At 63.0% G+C, this 16,700-nt stretch carries 17 protein-coding genes and 2 pseudogenes; 11 read left to right on the forward strand and 8 right to left on the reverse strand.

Annotated features, from left to right (window positions below; all coding sequences use genetic code 11):
• Nucleotides 1-9 precede the first annotated feature (9 nt).
• Genes A7A09_RS10060 through A7A09_RS10080 form a run of 6 tightly spaced genes read right to left on the reverse strand, consistent with a single transcriptional unit; the run spans nt 10 to nt 3,328 of the window.
• A complete protein-coding gene (locus A7A09_RS10060; protein ID WP_106691268.1) occupies nt 10-291 on the reverse strand; it encodes a hypothetical protein in 282 nt (93 codons plus the stop codon).
• Nucleotides 288-983 (reverse strand): hypothetical protein, encoded by a 696-nt coding sequence (locus tag A7A09_RS10065; protein ID WP_106691269.1) that lies wholly within the window; start codon nt 981-983, stop codon nt 288-290. Before A7A09_RS10065 ends, A7A09_RS10060 begins: the two co-directional genes overlap by 4 nt.
• A 58-nt stretch (nt 984-1,041) precedes the next feature.
• The gene (locus A7A09_RS10070) at nt 1,042-2,463 is read right to left on the reverse strand and encodes an APC family permease (protein ID WP_106691270.1); all 1,422 of its coding nucleotides are present in this window, start codon (nt 2,461-2,463) and stop codon (nt 1,042-1,044) included.
• A gap of 11 nt (nt 2,464-2,474) precedes the next feature.
• A complete protein-coding gene (locus A7A09_RS20785; protein ID WP_170167057.1) occupies nt 2,475-2,642 on the reverse strand; it encodes a hypothetical protein in 168 nt (55 codons plus the stop codon).
• A 10-nt stretch (nt 2,643-2,652) separates the two neighbouring features.
• A complete protein-coding gene (locus A7A09_RS10075; RefSeq protein ID WP_106691271.1) occupies nt 2,653-3,033 on the reverse strand; it encodes a hypothetical protein in 381 nt (126 codons plus the stop codon).
• A 1-nt stretch (nt 3,034) separates the two neighbouring features.
• Nucleotides 3,035-3,328 (reverse strand): hypothetical protein, encoded by a 294-nt coding sequence (locus A7A09_RS10080; protein ID WP_245999261.1) that lies wholly within the window; start codon nt 3,326-3,328, stop codon nt 3,035-3,037.
• 407 nt (nt 3,329-3,735) lie between these two features.
• Between A7A09_RS10080 and A7A09_RS10085 the strand changes: the two genes are divergently transcribed.
• The 4 genes and pseudogenes from A7A09_RS10085 (at nt 3,736) to A7A09_RS10100 (ending at nt 6,992) form a co-directional block, all read left to right on the forward strand.
• A complete protein-coding gene (locus A7A09_RS10085) occupies nt 3,736-4,140 on the forward strand; it encodes a group II truncated hemoglobin (RefSeq protein ID WP_106691272.1) in 405 nt (134 codons plus the stop codon).
• Nucleotides 4,141-4,235: 95 nt separating this feature from the next.
• On the forward strand, nt 4,236-4,940 hold the full coding sequence (locus A7A09_RS10090) for an ABC transporter permease (protein WP_106691273.1): 705 nt from the start codon (nt 4,236-4,238) through the stop codon (nt 4,938-4,940).
• Nucleotides 4,934-5,649: pseudogene (locus A7A09_RS10095) on the forward strand (ATP-binding cassette domain-containing protein). Before A7A09_RS10090 ends, A7A09_RS10095 begins: the two are co-directional and overlap by 7 nt.
• A 185-nt stretch (nt 5,650-5,834) precedes the next feature.
• The gene (locus tag A7A09_RS10100) at nt 5,835-6,992 is read left to right on the forward strand and encodes an NAD-dependent epimerase/dehydratase family protein (RefSeq protein WP_106691349.1); all 1,158 of its coding nucleotides are present in this window, start codon (nt 5,835-5,837) and stop codon (nt 6,990-6,992) included.
• A 44-nt stretch (nt 6,993-7,036) separates the two neighbouring features.
• On the opposite strand, the gene A7A09_RS10105 is transcribed toward A7A09_RS10100, so the two are convergent.
• Nucleotides 7,037-8,068, reverse strand: a complete 1,032-nt coding sequence (locus A7A09_RS10105) for a LacI family DNA-binding transcriptional regulator (protein WP_106691274.1) — start codon at nt 8,066-8,068, stop codon at nt 7,037-7,039.
• Nucleotides 8,069-8,171: 103 nt separating this feature from the next.
• On the opposite strand from A7A09_RS10105, the gene A7A09_RS10110 reads away from it, so the two are divergent.
• The 6 genes and pseudogenes from A7A09_RS10110 to serB all read left to right on the forward strand — a co-directional run bounded on the left by A7A09_RS10110 (nt 8,172) and on the right by serB (nt 14,745).
• Nucleotides 8,172-9,227, forward strand: a complete 1,056-nt coding sequence (locus A7A09_RS10110) for a sugar phosphate isomerase/epimerase family protein (protein ID WP_106691275.1) — start codon at nt 8,172-8,174, stop codon at nt 9,225-9,227.
• Nucleotides 9,224-10,321 carry a Gfo/Idh/MocA family protein gene (locus tag A7A09_RS10115; protein WP_106691276.1) on the forward strand — a complete coding sequence of 366 codons (1,098 nt, stop codon included), beginning with the start codon at nt 9,224-9,226 and terminating at the stop codon, nt 10,319-10,321. Before A7A09_RS10110 ends, A7A09_RS10115 begins: the two co-directional genes overlap by 4 nt.
• A complete protein-coding gene (locus A7A09_RS10120; protein ID WP_245999262.1) occupies nt 10,296-11,801 on the forward strand; it encodes a sugar ABC transporter ATP-binding protein in 1,506 nt (501 codons plus the stop codon). The genes A7A09_RS10115 and A7A09_RS10120 overlap by 26 nt, the downstream gene beginning before the upstream one ends.
• On the forward strand, nt 11,798-12,769 hold the full coding sequence (locus tag A7A09_RS10125; protein ID WP_106691278.1) for an ABC transporter permease: 972 nt from the start codon (nt 11,798-11,800) through the stop codon (nt 12,767-12,769). Before A7A09_RS10120 ends, A7A09_RS10125 begins: the two co-directional genes overlap by 4 nt.
• A 17-nt stretch (nt 12,770-12,786) precedes the next feature.
• Nucleotides 12,787-13,747: pseudogene (locus tag A7A09_RS10130) on the forward strand (ABC transporter substrate-binding protein).
• A gap of 119 nt (nt 13,748-13,866) precedes the next feature.
• Nucleotides 13,867-14,745 carry a phosphoserine phosphatase SerB gene (serB, locus tag A7A09_RS10135; RefSeq protein ID WP_106691279.1) on the forward strand — a complete coding sequence of 293 codons (879 nt, stop codon included), beginning with the start codon at nt 13,867-13,869 and terminating at the stop codon, nt 14,743-14,745.
• Here serB and A7A09_RS10140 read toward each other — a convergent pair.
• Nucleotides 14,735-15,766: an NAD(P)H-dependent flavin oxidoreductase gene (locus A7A09_RS10140; RefSeq protein ID WP_106691280.1), complete on the reverse strand. Its 1,032-nt coding sequence runs from the start codon at nt 15,764-15,766 to the stop codon at nt 14,735-14,737. The two genes, serB and A7A09_RS10140, sit on opposite strands and share 11 nt — an antisense overlap.
• A 119-nt stretch (nt 15,767-15,885) precedes the next feature.
• Between A7A09_RS10140 and A7A09_RS10145 the strand changes: the two genes are divergently transcribed.
• The gene (locus tag A7A09_RS10145; protein ID WP_106691281.1) at nt 15,886-16,542 is read left to right on the forward strand and encodes a TSUP family transporter; all 657 of its coding nucleotides are present in this window, start codon (nt 15,886-15,888) and stop codon (nt 16,540-16,542) included.
• Nucleotides 16,543-16,700 lie beyond the last annotated feature (158 nt).

Below are 16,700 nucleotides of genomic sequence, written 5' to 3' on the forward strand. Positions count from 1 at the left end.
TCCCGTGGCCTAGCCGTTCCTGTACCGCCAGACCGCATGGCGGATGCGGGCATGGCGGTAGGCGTCGAATATCGCCATTGCATAGACAAAGACGCCCCCGGCGAATTTTCCCAGAAGCGAGACATCCGGCGCGGCGGTCTTGAGCGTATAGCCTCCGAGCAGGAACATGAAGAACAGGAACAGCAATCCGCGAAAGGGCTGCCGGTTCAGGACCTGTCCGGTTCCAGGCAGGATGATGGCCGAGGCAAGGACGAGATAGGGGTTCGGGGGGTGATCGGAAAGGCGTTTCATGCGGCTTCTCTCGTGGCATGGCGGCTGTGGCGCTCGATATCGGCCTTGATCGCCAACAGCCGGTCCAGCACCGGCAGGATCCGGTCCGGTGAAATCGCTGTCCGGCCCATTTCGGCGTCGCGGAACAGCAGATAGCGCGAGCGGTTCGCCTCTTCGGCCAGGAACACGATCCGCAGGCCCTTGGGCGAGATCACCAGTTCCTTGATCCGGGGATCGTCGAATAGCGACAGATGCGGGCGCAGGACATGTTCCGGCAGCAGATGCCGGGGCTGATCCGTCCGGATGGCGCAATCCTCGGGACAACCGCCGGGAAGGGCGATCTGTTCGGGCAGGCGGTGGAACCCCGAGAGGGACTCGACACCCGTCGGCCGGATCATCAGGTCAAGCGTCGCCCGGACCGGCAGCGGGCAGGGCAGGGAGATCAGCACCCACAGGGCGGGCAGCTTGCGGAAGGTCAGCGTGTCGGGAACGACCTGCAGATCGCATTCGCTTCCCTTGCAGAGCCCCGACAGGCGCGGAAAGCCGGTCGCGCCCTTGCCGAAACGGGTCGCCGTCAGCAATGGTTTGCATCGGTCGAAATAGGCGAGCCGCGACAGGCGTCGCGCATGTGCCGCGCGGATGGTCCGGTATAAGAGCAGGGCGAGGCCCGTGCCCGCCAGAACCAGCAGCGGAGTCAATGCGGTTTCCGACATGGATGAGACCTCTGGAAGGGGCTGGCCGCCTGCCTCGCGGCAAGCGGCCGGCGGGGTTTCAATAGCCCTTGGGCTTCGGCCAGGGCATGGTAAACTGGGCTGCCCGGTATACGAAGCGGTAGCGCCAGAAATGGAACCACAGCGACACGACGATATAGAAGGCGATCATCGCCACCAGTTGCGTCCCGTATCCGAGGAAGACCGCGAAATAGGTGATCCCGCACAGGCACAGAAGCGTGATCGCCGGGATCGGGTGGAACGGATGCTCGTAGCCGCGCTTGATCGAATCCAGCGGCCATTTGCGGCGGAACAACATCATGTTCAACGGCATGAAGGTATATCCCAGCAGCCCCGACAGGATCGAGAAGGTGATCACCTGGTCCAGCGGCGCGCCAAGCGCGAAGATCAGCGCGATGGGCACGAGGAAGATGATCGAGCGATAGGGTGTCCGGTAAGCCGGATGCACCGCGCCGAACCACGAGGGCAGGTAGTGGTCGCGGCCCATCGCGAACCATGCCCGCGAGGCGTCATTGATGCAGCCATTGGCCGAGGCCAGCGTGGCGAACAGCGTCCCGATGCCCAGCAGCACCGCCAATGAGGTCGAGCCCGACAGCCTGGCGGCATCGAACAGCGGCACACCCGATTGCCCGAGATATTCCCACGGCATCAGCCCGACGCAGACATACCATGTCAGGGTCGCCGCGATGGCCAGCGTCATGACGCCCGCAAGCGTCCCGAAGGGCAGCGACCGGGCGGGCGAGCGGACCTCTTCGGCGGCCTGGCAGGTGCCCTCGATACCCAGGTAATACCATAGCCCGAAATGCATCGCCGCTAGGACGCCCAGCCAGCCATAGGGAAGGTCGGTCATCAACTCGACATGTCTCAGCGGGCTCTCGCCGAAGACGGGCGATGTGGCCAGGAACAGGATCAGGATCGCCGAGAAGGCAATGGCGGTGATCACCAGGCTGAATGTCAGCGTCGCCAACACGCCGCGATAATTGAGCCATGCCAGGAACATGATCGAGAGGACGATGAAAGGCCGCGGATCGAGCCCCTCGTGACCGCTCATTCCCGCCACGGTTTCGACAAGAAAGCCGACGGTGATCGCGTTGGCGGCCTCCAGCATCGTATAGGCGAAAACGAGGTAAAGTCCGACATTGAAGGCCATCAGCGGCCCGATGATATGCTTGGCCTGCGTATATTGCCCGCCCGCGGCGGCGACGGTCGATGTGACCTCGCTGTCGAGCATGGCGACACAACTGTAAAGGATGCCTGCGAACCAGCAGGCGATCAGGGCCGCATAGGCGCCGCCTTTGCCGACCGCGAAGTTCCATCCCATATATTCGCCGACAAGCACGATCCCGACGCCGAGCGCCCAGATATGCGCCGGCCCCAGGACCCTGAGAAGCCCCCCATTTTGCACGGCCGTGCTTTCGGCCTCGCCGGCGATGCCGGGAGTATTGCTGACTGTATCCGACATATGATTGTTCCTCAAAGCTCGTGCTGTTCGGTCATCGCTTCGATCTGCCCCTCATGCGAGGAGGTGAGCTGTTCCTCGCTGTAGCGGCTGTCGGTTCGAAGCCAGTCGATAACGATATGGATGCCAAGCACGGCAGAGAGTGCCCAGGCGACATATTCCGCGAGATTCCAGATAAGCATTGCCTTCTCCCTATTCCTTGCCGAACTTTTCCGCGATGACCTCGCGATATTCCTTTTCCGACAGTTTCAGCATCATGATGTAATAGCCGACCACCGTGACGATCACGGCGATCAGGGCCGGGATGCTGAAGGAATAGTCGAACCTGGCAGTGATCAGCGGCGCGGCCGCTTCGGCATCGGCGAAGCCCAGCTTGCCCCATTGCTCGATCATCGCGGCGTTTTGCTGCAGGCTTTCCCAACTGGGGGCATCGACCGCCTCATGGATCTGGTCGCTGCCCGCCAATCCCAACCATAGCGGGATGTAAAGCGCGCCCACGGTCAGGATCAGAAGCACCAGAACATCGAAGATCTGTCCAAGCTTGCCTTGCGGCGGAGGTGTGTATCGTGACATCTCACGCTCCCTTCCGCTTGGCGCGGGCGGCATCCAGGAACTTGATGTCCAGCCCATACATGAAATCGCGATCCTCGCGGTAATGGCGCAGCATTGCCAGGATCGCGGCGGTGTTGAACAGCAGCACGACGGCTCCTCCGATCAGCAGGACGATGCGTGCGATGCCGCTGGGCGCGAGTGACCAGGTTGCGATGGCGACGAAGATGATCGAGAACCATAATCCGACAACGAAAGCCCATGCCACGATGATATCACGGCGATGCATGGCCATGATCCGTCGGTTGAGATCAGACATAGCGCTCCTCCCTATGTTGATGCTCCACGGAAGACCGCCGGAAAGGCGACCCCTGTCATTCCGCGGAATTTATGTCCCGGCGCAGGGAATCTGTGCTGGCCATGAAACACCATCGAGGCACCCGGGAGCAAGAAAAAATTTACAAGGGAGAAAAATTACTTCCTGTGCATCAATTTACTGGAAGGGGAGCGATCGCAACGGATCGGGCGGAATCGCATCTCTCGCTTGCTGGTCGATTTGAAGTCTTGTTAATTTAAATAATTGAATAATAAAAATATTATTTCATGTAGGCGGTGCCGGAGAGGTGAGCGCAACGCAAATGTAGTTTCTTTACAGGAATAATTATTCTCTTTAAGGAAACAATGTCGTCGTGATGGACCCGAGGTGAAATTTCCAGGGAGGGGGACATGTATCTTGCCGCACAGAGCAGGCAATCGCTTTATCAGCAGCTGGGAGGAGATGACGGGATTCGCGCCCTGGTCAAGGAATTCTACGATATCGCCGAACAGGATCCAGAGGCCAGAGAGCTACATCTTCTCCATCTTCGGGGGGCCGGGATAGCCCAGTCCAGGGAGGAGCAGTTCAATTATCTTTGCGGCTTCTTTGGAGGACCTCAATACTACGTCATGAAGCATGGACATTCGCGGCTTGCACAGATCCACGAGCATGTGCCTATTGGCCCGGAGATGCGCGATCTCTGGCTGCGGTGCATGGCAAGGGCCATCGGGAAGCTGGGTATCGGGGACGATCTTGCCTGCATGATGATGCGGAATTTCACCACGGCTGCCGAAGCTGCCAGAAACATGGACTGATCAACGACAAGCAAGGCGATATCTGTCGCAACGGGGGTTGGAAATCCCGCCGCGATCCTGCAGCTTGAGCGCAAATTCGGGAGGGCGATCGGCGCATGGTCGATCTTTGGGACGGTCTCGCGCAGGCTTTCTGGCTGGTTGTCACGCTGGATGCCGAGCTGATCGAGATATCGTTGCGATCTTTGCAGGTGACTGTCAGCGCGGTGCTTGTCGCCGCGCTCGTGGCCATGCCCCTGGCCGCCTACCTTGCCGTCTATCGTTTTCGCTGGCGCCGCAATGTCGTGGCACTTCTGAACGCGATGATGGGCCTGCCCCCGGTCGTGGTAGGGCTGATCGTCTATGTGTTCCTGTCGCGCTCGGGGCCTCTTGGGGTGTTTGGCCTGCTGTTCACGCCGACGGCTATGATCATCGCGCAGGTCATCATCGTCGTGCCCCTGATCGCCAGCATAGCGCATCAGTCGATCCGGGAATTGTGGCAGGATTATCATGACCTGCTGATCTCGATGAATGTCACGCAGGCGCAGAAAATCCGGACCCTGCTATGGGACTCACGCCGAGGTCTGCTAACCGCCGCTCTTGCCGGTTTCGGACGGGCAATCGGCGAAGTCGGCGCCATCATGATCGTGGGCGGCAATATCGACAATGTCACCCGCGTCCTGACCACCGCCATCGCGCTTGAAACCGGCAAGGGGGAATTCGCCCTGGCATTGGCGCTTGGCTTCGTGCTGATCGCGCTGGCCATCTCGGTCAATATCGCGATCCATTGGCTGAGCGGGACCGAGCGGGAGGCGGGATGGTGAACGATCTCTTTCCGGTGACGATGACCGGCGCCCGGACGTCGCGCCGCGGAATCGTGCTCGTCGCCCGATCGACCTGACGCTGGCGGGGCGGGGAACCTGTGTCGTCATCGGGCCCAACGGCTCGGGGAAGACCTCGTTTCTGCGCATGTTGCACGGCGCGGCGCGGCTGACCGGAGGGGCGATCACATGGGCCTGTCCGATCCAGGAGGCGCGGCGGCAGCAGGCTTTCGTCTTCCAGCGCCCGATCATGCTGCGGCGCACGGTCGAGCATAACCTGATCTATCCGCTGGTGATCCGTGGCACATCCCGCCGCGATGCCAGGGCACGGGCAGGGCAGTGGGCAGAAAAGGTCGGCCTGGACGGGATGCTCGACCGGCAGGCCTCGATCCTTTCGGGGGGCGAGCAGCAGAAACTGGCCCTGGCCCGGGCACTGATCACCGATCCGAGGCTCGTATTCCTCGATGAACCCTGTTCGTCGCTTGATGGGCGGGCGACTAGGGAGATCGAGGAAATCCTGCGCGCGGCCAAGGCACAGGGAACCCGGTTGATTATGTCAACCCATGACATGGGGCAGGCACGGCGCCTGGCCGATCAGGTCCTGTTCCTGCTGCGGGGCAAGGTTCATGAAAAGGGCGAGGCCCCGGAATTCTTCGAAGGGCCCGCCACCTCACAGGCGCGGGCGTTCCTGAAGGGAGACATTGTCGAATGACACGCTTGCGGATGGCCGAGACCGGAGGCTGGCGCACAGGTCGAGGAGCTGCGGGCAGGATCATGCCGCCATGCCGCGCCGGACGGAAAAGCAACAAATAATCTTGGGCATTCCGGCTTTATCTCGTGACGAGAATGGGAGATACAGAGCCGCAAATCGGACGGCTAATGTGGGAAGTCCAGGACATGAAGATAGTCATTCTCGGCGGCGACGGATTCTGTGGCTGGCCTACTGCTCTCCATCTGTCGCGTCGCGGTCACGAGGTGATCATCGTCGATAACCTCAGCCGCCGGGCCATCGACCTTGAACTCGAGGTCGAAAGCCTGACCCCGATCCGGCCCATCGGCGAGCGGTTGCGCGTGTGGAAGGAACTGACCGGCAACGAGATCCGGTTCTGTAATTTCACGGTCGGAGAGCATTATCACCGGCTTCTGACCCTGTTCAGGGAAGAGCAGCCGGATGCCGTGATCCATTTCGCCGAACAACGCGCCGCGCCCTATTCGATGAAATCCAGCTATCACAAGCGCTACACGGTCAATAACAATCTCAACGCCACCAATGACGTGCTGGCCGCGATCGTCGAATCGAAGCAGGATATCCATCTCGTGCATCTGGGCACGATGGGGGTCTATGGATACGGCACCGCCGGGATGAAGATCCCCGAGGGTTATCTCAAGGTCAAGGTGGAGACACCAAGCGGCGATGCCGAGCAGGAGATCCTCTATCCCACCAATCCCGGCTCGATCTATCACATGACGAAAAGCCAGGATCAGCTGTTCTTCGGCTTCTACAACAAGAATGACGGGGTCAAGATCACCGATCTGCATCAGGGGATCGTCTGGGGCACCCAGACAGAGGACACCAAGCTGGACGAGCGGCTTATCAACCGCTTTGACTATGATGGCGATTACGGTACGGTTCTGAACCGTTTCATCATGCAAGCTGCGGTCGAGTATCCGATGACCGTTCACGGCACCGGCGGACAGACCCGCGCCTTCATCCATATCCAGGACACCTGCCGCTGCATCGAGCTTGCGCTGCTGAACCCGCCGCAAAAGGGAGAGCGGGTGAATATCCTCAACCAGATGACCGAGACGCACCGGGTTCGCGATCTTGCGCAGATGATCCACGAGCAGACCGGGGTCGAGATCGCCTATCTGGACAATCCGCGCAACGAGGCCTCCGAGAACGACCTGCATGTCATCAATGACCGCTTCATCGGCATGGGGCTGGAGCCGATCAGGCTGCAGGCAGGAATCATGGAAGAGGTGAGCGAGATCGCGCGGAAATATGCGGATCGTTGCGACCGGACCAAGATCCCCTGCGTGTCCCGCTGGCGCTGATTGTCAAGGCGGCTGCGGTGGACCGGTGACCCGGTTTGCCCGGATCAGCCCGCGATCCGGGCAAGCGTGAAGGGCGCGGTCGTCTCGCGCAGCATCAGTTGCGGTTCCAGGAGCGTCACGGGGTCCACTTCTGCCCCCGCGATGCGCTGGAGGATCGTGCGGGCGGCCTGACGGCCGAGCTCGCGCTTGGGCTGGCGGATCGTCGTCAGGGCAGGCGCCAGATGCGAAACCAGTTCGATATCGTCGAAACCGACAATCGATATGTCGCGCGGCGCGATGATGTCGCGGCGCTGCAGGCTGGCCATGAAGGCGCAGGCCATCTCGTCGGAAAAGGCGAATATGGCGCTTGGTCGTTCTTCGGGTGAAAGCCGTTCCCAGTATTCCGCCGCCTTTCTTCCGGCCTGCAATGTGAAATCGCCGTCGAACAGGGTCAGGCGAGCCTCGCCTGCGGCATCATGCACACCGGCGAGGCGGGACTTGTGCAGGACGTTCCGTGTCGGTCCGCCGATCACGCCGATATGCCGGTGGCCCAGTTCGCGCAGGTGGCCGATGGCCAGACGTGCGCCCGCACGATTGTCCAGCATCACCCGCGGCAGGTGGATTTCCTCGACCCATTCGCAGGCGGTAATCAAGGGGGGCAGGTTGGGCCGTTCGCCGATGCGATCCATCGGAACCATGCCGTCCAGCAGGACGATCCCGTCGGCGCGCGATACATCCATGAAGCGACTCAGGGTGGTGTGCCTGCCCGCTTCGTCCAGCGTATCGGCCACCAGCAGGTCATAGCCCGCCCGGGCCAGTTCCCTGCCCATCCCGTCAAGGATCTTGGCGAAGAACGGATTGCCCAGATTGGGAACCAGCGCCACCACGCAGCCGGTGCGCTGCTTGCGCAGGTTTCGGGCCGCGTGGTTCATTCGGTAGCCGGTTGCCGCAAGCGCCTCGGCCACGGCATTGCGGGTCGATTCGGCCACGACATCGGGATGCGACAGCACCCGGCTGACGGTCGAGGTCGAAACGCCCGCCAGTTTTGCCACATCCGAAAGCCGCGCCCGGCCGGGTGAAGACAAGCTCTTGTTCATCGTGGAATCCTATGCCGCCGGAATGCGGCCCGCAAGGACGCGAAGAAATTATTTGCAATCGATTGCAGGCCAGTGCAGATTGCCCGCAAGCGAGGGAGGACTCATGCAGACCATCAAGGGGCCGGCATTGTTTCTGGCGCAGTTCATCGGTGATGAGGCGCCTTTCGACAGTTGGGACGGGATCACCAAATGGGCGGCCGAATGCGGCTATGCCGGGGTGCAGGTGCCGACCAACGATCCCCGGATACTCGATCTCGACCGGGCCGAGGATTCGCAGGATTACCGCGACGAATTCCTGGGCATCGCCCGGCAGAACGGCGTCGAGGTGACCGAGCTTTCCACCCATCTGCAAGGGCAACTGGTCGCCGTGCATCCCGCCTATGACGCGGGCTTCGATGCTTTCGCGCCCGCCCGGCTGCATGGCAATCCCAAGGCAAGGCAGGAATGGGCTGTCGATCAGGTCGCCCGTGCGATCCGCGTCAGCCGGTTGCTGGGGCTGAATGCGATGGCGACATTCTCCGGTGCCCTGGCCTGGCCCTATCTCTACCCGTGGCCGCAGCGCGCGCCGGGGCTGGTCGAGGCGGCTTTCGACACGCTGGCCGAGCGTTGGCGGCCTCTGCTGGATCTGGCCGAGGAACAGGGTGTCGATATCTGCTACGAGATCCATCCGGGCGAAGATCTGCATGATGGCGTGACCTACGAGATGTTCCTTGATCGCGTCGGCGGCCATGCCCGCGCGAACATGCTTTACGATCCGTCGCATTACATCCTGCAGCAACTGGACTACCTGCAGAATATCGACATCTACCACGAGCGGATTCGCATGTTCCACGTCAAGGATGCCGAGTTCCGACCGACCGGGCGGCAGGGCGTCTATGGCGGCTATCAGGGCTGGGCCGACCGGGCGGGGCGGTTCCGCAGTCCCGGCGACGGACAGGTGGATTTCGGCGGGGTGTTTTCCAAGCTGACCCAATACGGATTCGATGGTTGGGCCGTGGTAGAGTGGGAATGCGCGCTGAAACATCCCGAGGACGGGGCGCGTGAGGGGGCGCAATTCGTGCGCGATCACATCATCCGGGTGACGCCGCATGCCTTCGACGATTTCGCGGCATCCGGCTTCGATCGCGCGGCAATCGACAAGGCATTGGGGTTGACATGAAACCGATACGTTTAGGCATGGTCGGCGGTGGCAGCGGGGCTTTCATCGGCGCGATCCACCGCATCGCCGCCCGGATGGACGGGCATTACCAGATCGTCGCGGGTGCTCTCTCGTCGGATCCCGAGCGGGCGGCGGCAAGCGCGGCGGAACTGGGGCTGGATCGCAGCTATGCCGATTTCAACGAGATGGCGCAGGCCGAGGCCGCCCGCGAGGACGGGATCGAGGCCGTCAGCATCGTGACGCCGAACCATCTGCACGCGGCCCCGGCCATCGCCTTCCTGAACGCGGGCATTCACGTCATCTGCGACAAGCCCCTGACCGCGACGCCCGAGCAGGCGCAGGCCCTGGCCGAAGCGGTCCGGGCATCGCGCGTGCGATTCTTCCTGACCCATAATTATTGCGCCTTGCCCATGGTGCGCGAAGCCCGCGCATTGGTTGCAGAGGGGGCCCTCGGGCAAATCCGGCTGGTGCAGGCCGAGTATCTGCAGGGCTGGCTGACCGACGAGGTGGACAACAAGCAGGCCGCGTGGCGCACAGATCCGGCGCAGGCCGGGGCGGGAGCGCTTGGCGATATCGGGACACATGCGTGGCAATTGGCGCAATTCGTCACCGGCTACACGCCCAGCCATCTGTCGGCCGAGGTATCCAGCATCGTTCCGGGGCGTCCTATCGACGACGACGCGCGCGTGTCGCTGCGTTATGCCTCTGGCGCCAAGGGCGGGCTCTGGGCCAGCCAGGTCGCCGTGGGGCAGGAAAACGGGTTGTCGTTACGGCTGTTCGGGACCGAGGCGGCGCTGGAGTGGCGCTTGCAGGAAAGCGAAAGGCTGATCCTGACGCCCAAGGACGGCCCGGCGCAAATCCTGACGCGGGCGCAGGATCGTTCCGCCTCCTATCGCACCCCGCCGGGCCATCCCGAGGGCTATCTGGAAGGTTTCGCCAATCTCTACAGCGATATCGCCGCGATCATCCGGGGCGACACCACCGATCAGGATCGCGTGCCGGGATTGATGGCGGGGCTGTCGGGGATGAGCTTCATCGCGGCGGCCAAGGCATCATCCGCACAGGATGGTGCCTGGGTCGAACTGGGCGAATGACGATCCTGCGCTGCAGGATGTCTCGAAAAGCTTCGGTCCCATCGAGGTTCTACACAATGTTGACCTAGCCCTTGAACCGGGAGAAGTTCACGCGCTGATCGGCGAGAACGGCGCGGGCAAATCGACGATCATGAAGATCCTCGGCGGGTTCCTGGACCCGACCGGGGGGCATGTCTTGCTGAACGGTCAACCGGTGGCTTTCGGCAGTGGCCCCGAGGCCGAGGCGGCGGGAATCGTCGTCATCCACCAGGAATTCAACCTTGCGCCCGATCTTTCGGTTGCCGCCAACATGTTCCTGGGGCGCGAGATCGGCGGTTGGCGGCTGGATCACGCTGCCATGCGCAAGCAGACAGCAGCGCTGCTGGAACGGCTGCACAGCCCTATCGCACCGGAAGCCCGGATCCGCGAATTGTCGGTTCCCGACCGCCAGATGGTCGAGATCGGCAAGGCCCTGTCGCGCAATGCCCGTGTCCTGATCATGGACGAGCCAAGCGCCGTGCTGACCCATCGCGAGGTCGGCACTCTTTACGAGCAGATCGACCGCTTGCGGGCCGAGGGTGTGGCGATCCTCTATTGCTCGCACCGGCTGGACGAGGTCGCGCATCTGGCCGACCGCATAACGGTATTGCGTGACGGCAGCGTCGTGCGCCGTGCCATGCGCGGGGAGTTGGACGAGGACAGCATGGCCGCCGCCATGGTCGGGCGCGAATTGCAGGATTTCTACCCGCCCAAGGGCCAGCCATCCGACGAATCCGCGCTGGAGGTCAGTGGCCTGAGCATTCCGGGAAAGGTCCGCGATGTCGGCTTCACCCTGCGCAAGGGCGAGGTGCTGGGCATTGCCGGGCTGGTCGGCTCCGGACGGACCGAACTGGCCGAGGGGCTGGTCGGTCTGCGCGCTGCCAGCGGTGAGATCCGGGTGAATGGCCAGCCCGTTGCAATCAATAACCTGCGTGATGCTTTCGCCTCCGGGCTTGCCTATCTGACCGAGGATCGCAAGGAAGCGGGCCTTCTGCTGGACAAGGGGCTGCGCGAGAACCTGACGCTGGCCACGTTGGAGCGTTTCGGCAGGTTCCGGCTGGATACCGCGGCCGAGGACGCCGCACTGGACAAGGCGACCGGGGATTTCGACATCCGTGCCCCGCGCCGCGACATGGTGGCTGGCAAGCTGTCGGGCGGAAACCAGCAAAAACTGCTTCTCGCCAAGACCATGCTGCCCGATCCGCAGATCATCATCATCGACGAGCCGACACGCGGCATAGATGTCGGCACCAAGAGCCAGATCTACGCTTTCATCCGCAATCTCTCGGCGGAAGGCCGCAGTGTGATCGTCATCAGCAGCGAAATGACCGAGGTGATCGGCCTTTCCGACCGCGTGCTTGTGATGCGCGAGGGGCGGCTGGCGGGACAGGTCGAAGGGGACAGCATGACCGAAGACAATATCGTACGCCTCGCCATGGGCGTTTCCGGAGAGGCCGCATGAGCAAACCCGATCTTCACACTCTCGGCCCGCTGGTCGCGCTGATTGCCCTGATCGTGCTGGGCGCGTTGCTGAACCCCGCCTTTCTCGCGCCGGGCAATATCACCAATGTGCTGGCGCGCTCGGCTTTCATCGGCCTTATCGCTGTCGGGATGACCTTTGTCATTACCGCCGGAGGGCTGGACCTGTCGGTCGGCTCGATGGCGGCCTTCCTGGCCGGAATCGCCATCATCGCCATGAATGCCGCCCTGCCGGGAATGGGCGAGAACTGGGGCACGATCCTGGTTGGCATGGGGGTGGCGGTGCTTGGTGGGCTGGTCGCCGGTTACCTGAATGGCGCGCTGATCACCAAGGCGCGGATCGAGCCCTTCATCGTGACCCTGGGCACCATGGGGATCTTCCGTTCGCTGGTGACATGGCTGGCGGATGGCGGCACGCTCAGCCTCGATTACGGGCTGCGCACGCTGTATCGGCCCGTCTATTACGGCGGTATCGGCTGGATCACATGGCCGATCATCACCTTTGCCCTTGTTGCCTTCGCAGGCGAATGGATCATGCAGCACAGCCGGTTCGGGCGGCATGTCGAGGCCATCGGCTCGAACGACCGGGTGGCGCGCTATTCGGCCATCGACGTGAACCGTATCCGGCTGATGACCTATATGCTGCTGGGCCTGCTTGTTGGGGTGGCGACGGTGCTTTACGTGCCGCGCCTCGGTTCGGCCTCGGGCTCGACCGGGGTGCTGTGGGAGCTGGAGGCGATCGCCGCCGTCATTATCGGCGGCACCGCGCTCAAGGGCGGCACGGGGCGTGTCTGGGGCACGGTCGTGGGCGTGCTGATCCTGTCGCTGATCGACAATATTCTCAACCTTGCCGACCTGGTCAGCCCCTATCTCAACGGGGCGATCCAGGGGGTCATTATTGTTCTTGCTGTGATCCTGCAGCGGGAGAAACGCACCGCGGAGGAGCGGTAAAACCGGGAGGAATAAAAATGAAACGCAGGAACCTGATGAAAGCTGCCGCATTGATGGCGGTGATCGGGCTGTCCGCCGGAGCTGCTACGGCACAGGAGGCCGAGAAGAAGGTGATCGGTGTGTCGATCCCGTCTGCAACGCATGGATTCATGGGCGGGCTGAACTGGCATGCGCAGGATACGATCAAGCGCTTGGGTGAAACTATCCCAACCTCGAATTCGTGCTGGCGACGGCAGGGGATCCCGCCAAGCAGGTCAACGATATCGAGGACATGATGGCCACCCGCAACATCGATGGGCTCGTGGTTCTGCCTTTTGAATCAGAGCCCCTGACCGCGCCGGTCGCCGCCGTGAAAGAGGCGGGCAAATTCGTGACCGTCGTGGATCGCGGGTTGAGCCAGGAAGGGATCGAGGATCTCTATGTTGCCGGTGACAACACCGCTTTCGGTCGCGTCGCGGGCGAGTATTTCAGGGACAATCTCGAACCCGGCTCGAAGATCGTGGTGCTGCGCGGCATCCCGACCACGCTGGACAATGAGCGGGTCGAGGCGTTCCAGGCCGCTTTGGAGGGCTCGGAAGTCGAGATCCTCAGTATGGAACACGGCAACTGGAACCGTGACGATGCCTTTACGGTGATGCAGGACTTCCTGTCTAAATACCCAGAAATCAACGCAGTATGGGCGGCTGACGACGATATGGCCATCGGTGTGCTCGAAGCCATCGCGGCAGCCGGGCGCGAGGACGAGATGTGGGTGATCGGCGGCGCGGGATGAAAGAGATCGTCAAGCGGATCATGGATGGCGACCCGCAACTGCCGGTGAACGTGACCTATCCGCCGGCGCTGATTTCCTCGGCGATCGAGATGACGGCATTGAATTTCGTGTCGAACGCGCCGATGACCGGGCGGTTCATCATCGGCTCGCAGCTGATCACCCCCGAGAACGCCAAGCAGTTCCACTTCCCCGACAGCCCATTCTGATCGCAACCGAGTCCGTGGCCGGCCCTTTCGGCTGGCCACGGCATGGCTTCGTTAATGATTTCCCTTCATTCGCGACTTGGTCTAGAGCGTGACGGCAACTCACGCCGGAGGCCCGCCCCATGTATACCGTTTCGCTGATCGCCGCGCCGAAGCTTGCCAATCTGCAGACCGGACTGCTCAACGAACTGGCGAGGCGCTGGCAGGGCGGCACGGCGCGCTGGCTCAATCCCGGGATTGCGGCCGAATTCGACATCCCGGCCATGCCCGGGGATCTCGACCAGGTTTGGGGGGATTTGCAGACAATCGGGCTGGATCTTGTCATCCAGCCTCGCAGCGGGCGGCGCAAGAAGATCCTGCTGGCGGATATGGATTCGACCATGATCGAGCAGGAATGCATCGACGAGCTGGCCGATATGGCCGGCGTGGGCGCGCGGGTCGCCGAGATCACCTCCCGCGCGATGAATGGCGAGCTGAATTTCCACGAGGCGCTGGTCGAGCGGGTCGGCCTGCTGGCGGGGCTGCGGGAAACCGTCATAGGCGAGGTGCTGAAGACACGGATCACCCTTGCTCCGGGCGGGCGGGAACTGGTCGCCACGATGCGCGCGAATGGTGCTTATACTGCGCTGGTCTCTGGCGGGTTCACGGCATTCACCCGGGAGGTGGCGCAATGGCTGGGTTTCGACGAGCATCGTGCCAATACGCTCTTGGCCGAGGACGGGGTGCTGACCGGCCATGTCGCCCTGCCGGTGCTGGGGCGGGAGGCCAAGACCGAGGCGCTGGAAGAGATCACCGCCGCGCGCGGCCTGGCATTCGGGGATGTGCTTGCCGTGGGGGATGGCGCGAATGACCTGGGCATGCTGCAACGGGCCGGGGCGGGCGTGGCGCTGCATGCCAAGCCTGCGGTCGCCGCGCAGGCGGGGGTCCGGATCAATCACGGTGATCTGACAGCGCTGTTGTATCTGCAGGGCTATTCAGCGGCGGATTTCGTTACGGGCTGATCGCCGCTACTGTCTCGGCCGCGGGGCGAGCGATGGCGCTTGCCCCGCCCGTGCCTGCCCAGAAAGCGCCGTAACCCGTTTCTCCCGCCACCAGCGACGCCGCGTTCAGCGCCTTTCCGGCATCATAGGCAATCGGGTAATCCGCTGCATCCGTCCCATCGATCGCCGTGAACAGATTTTCCATGCCGCGCGCCGGGCGGCCCGAGATCGCGCGGGTCATGGCTGTCCTGCCATTGGCCAGCGCCATCCGATGCGCCGCCGAGGTCGCGGCCTCGGGAGCCAGCAGGAAGGCCGTCCCGCATTGCGCCGCCACTGCTCCGGCCTCCATCGCCTTCCGCGCATCCTCACGGGTCATGATCCCGCCCGCCGCGATCACCGGCAGGCCCAGCCCGGTCAACCGGCGGATCAGCGGCAGGGTTTCGAGGCGCTCGTCCCGGGTATCGGGATCGAACATGCCGCGATGCCCGCCCGCCTGCCATCCCTGCGCGACGATCCCGTCCAGCCCGGCTTCCGCGATGGCCCGTCCTTCGGTCTCACTGGTCGCGGTGGCCAGCAATACGGCGCCGGTGGCCCGCAACGCCTGCAACTGCGCAGGTTCGGGCAGGCCGAAGTGAAAGCTGATTGCTGCCGGGCGCGCCTCGATCAGCGTGGCCAGCATGGCAGGGCTGGCGCGGAAACTTTCATAGATCTCGGCCAACCGGTCCGGCGGAGCGCTGCCGAAACGCTCGAATTCCGGTCGCAGACGGTCCAGCCATGCCGCCTCGCGTGCATGGTCGCGGCGGGCGGGCCGATGGCAGAACAAATTCACCGCAAAGGGCCGTGCGGTCAGCGCCCGTGTCTTCGAGATCGCCTCTTTCGCCCCCGGGATATCCAGTGCCCCCAGGGCCACGGAACCCAACCCGCCTGCTTCGCTTACCGCCGCCGCCAATTCCGGTGTCGAGACGCCCGCCATCGGCGCCTGTATCAGCGGATGCCGCATATCCAACCGGTCCAGCATGGATCTTTCTCCCTTCTTCTTCATGCAAATATCCCACGGGGGTGCGGGGGTGTGAAACCCCCGCCTTGCCGCAGTCTTTACAACATCCGCCAAGAGGCGCATTGCCCGGCGCGAAACCGATCCCCTGTTACCGGACATCCTTCATGCTCGACATGTCATTCGATCTTGTCATGGTCCTGCTTGCCGCGGGATTCGTCGCCGGATTCGTCGACGCCATCGCCGGTGGCGGGGGATTGATCACGGTGCCGGCGCTGATGCTGGCCGGCGTGCCGCCGGCGCAGGCTTTGGCGACCAACAAGGTGCAGGGGGTGTTCGGCTCGGCGACGGCGGCGATCAGCTATGCGCGCCGTGGATTGGTCGATCCGCGGACGCAATGGCGGGCCGCGCTGATCGCGGGGCTTGGCGGGATCGCGGGGGCGGCGCTGGTTACATACCTGCCGACCGACGGCCTGCGGTTGGGACTGCCGGTGATCCTGATCGGCTTCTATGACGGGCTGGTGGGGCCGGGGGCGGGATCGTTCTACATGATCGCCTTCGTGACGCTTGCCGGATATGGCGTGCTGAAGGCGACCGCCCATACCAAGCTTTTGAACCTGTTCTCCAACCTGGGAGGATTGCTGAGCTTCGCGCTGATCGGGCAGCCATTATGGCTGCTGGGGATCATGATGGGGATAGCGCAGATCGCGGGCGCGGCCCTGGGGGCAAGGCTGGCCGCGCGGATCGGTGCCCGGCTGATCAAGCCGCTACTGGTCCTGACATCGGGCGCGCTGGCATTACGCCTGATCTGGGACATGGTCTGAAACGAGCATTCCGGGCGGTCAGACCGGGGATGCGTGAGGCGGAGTGGCGGGCCGGCACCCGCTCTGCCAAGGGATGCCGGCCGAACGGTATCCAGAGGGCGATTGGGGGCGTGGCCCTCATGGCGGTATTCAAACAGAAAAATGCGTCGGATTCGTGA

Source organism: Paracoccus methylarcula (assembly GCF_003007735.2).
Taxonomy (GTDB): domain Bacteria; phylum Pseudomonadota; class Alphaproteobacteria; order Rhodobacterales; family Rhodobacteraceae; genus Paracoccus; species Paracoccus methylarcula.

Coding starts and splice junctions, on each gene's coding strand:
- A7A09_RS10090 (WP_106691273.1), top strand. CDS start 4,236: ATGGTCGATCTTTGGGACGGTCTCGCGCAGGCTTTCTGGCTGGTTGTC.
- A7A09_RS10125 (WP_106691278.1), top strand. CDS start 11,798: ATGAGCAAACCCGATCTTCACACTCTCGGCCCGCTGGTCGCGCTGATT.
- A7A09_RS10065 (WP_106691269.1), bottom strand. CDS start 983: ATGTCGGAAACCGCATTGACTCCGCTGCTGGTTCTGGCGGGCACGGGC.
- A7A09_RS10100 (WP_106691349.1), top strand. CDS start 5,835: ATGAAGATAGTCATTCTCGGCGGCGACGGATTCTGTGGCTGGCCTACT.
- A7A09_RS10085 (WP_106691272.1), top strand. CDS start 3,736: ATGTATCTTGCCGCACAGAGCAGGCAATCGCTTTATCAGCAGCTGGGA.
- A7A09_RS10080 (WP_245999261.1), bottom strand. CDS start 3,328: ATGTCTGATCTCAACCGACGGATCATGGCCATGCATCGCCGTGATATC.
- serB (WP_106691279.1), top strand. CDS start 13,867: ATGTATACCGTTTCGCTGATCGCCGCGCCGAAGCTTGCCAATCTGCAG.
- A7A09_RS10075 (WP_106691271.1), bottom strand. CDS start 3,033: ATGTCACGATACACACCTCCGCCGCAAGGCAAGCTTGGACAGATCTTC.
- A7A09_RS10140 (WP_106691280.1), bottom strand. CDS start 15,766: ATGAAGAAGAAGGGAGAAAGATCCATGCTGGACCGGTTGGATATGCGG.
- A7A09_RS10060 (WP_106691268.1), bottom strand. CDS start 291: ATGAAACGCCTTTCCGATCACCCCCCGAACCCCTATCTCGTCCTTGCC.
- A7A09_RS10110 (WP_106691275.1), top strand. CDS start 8,172: ATGCAGACCATCAAGGGGCCGGCATTGTTTCTGGCGCAGTTCATCGGT.
- A7A09_RS10145 (WP_106691281.1), top strand. CDS start 15,886: ATGCTCGACATGTCATTCGATCTTGTCATGGTCCTGCTTGCCGCGGGA.
- A7A09_RS10105 (WP_106691274.1), bottom strand. CDS start 8,068: ATGAACAAGAGCTTGTCTTCACCCGGCCGGGCGCGGCTTTCGGATGTG.
- A7A09_RS10115 (WP_106691276.1), top strand. CDS start 9,224: ATGAAACCGATACGTTTAGGCATGGTCGGCGGTGGCAGCGGGGCTTTC.
- A7A09_RS20785 (WP_170167057.1), bottom strand. CDS start 2,642: ATGCTTATCTGGAATCTCGCGGAATATGTCGCCTGGGCACTCTCTGCC.
- A7A09_RS10070 (WP_106691270.1), bottom strand. CDS start 2,463: ATGTCGGATACAGTCAGCAATACTCCCGGCATCGCCGGCGAGGCCGAA.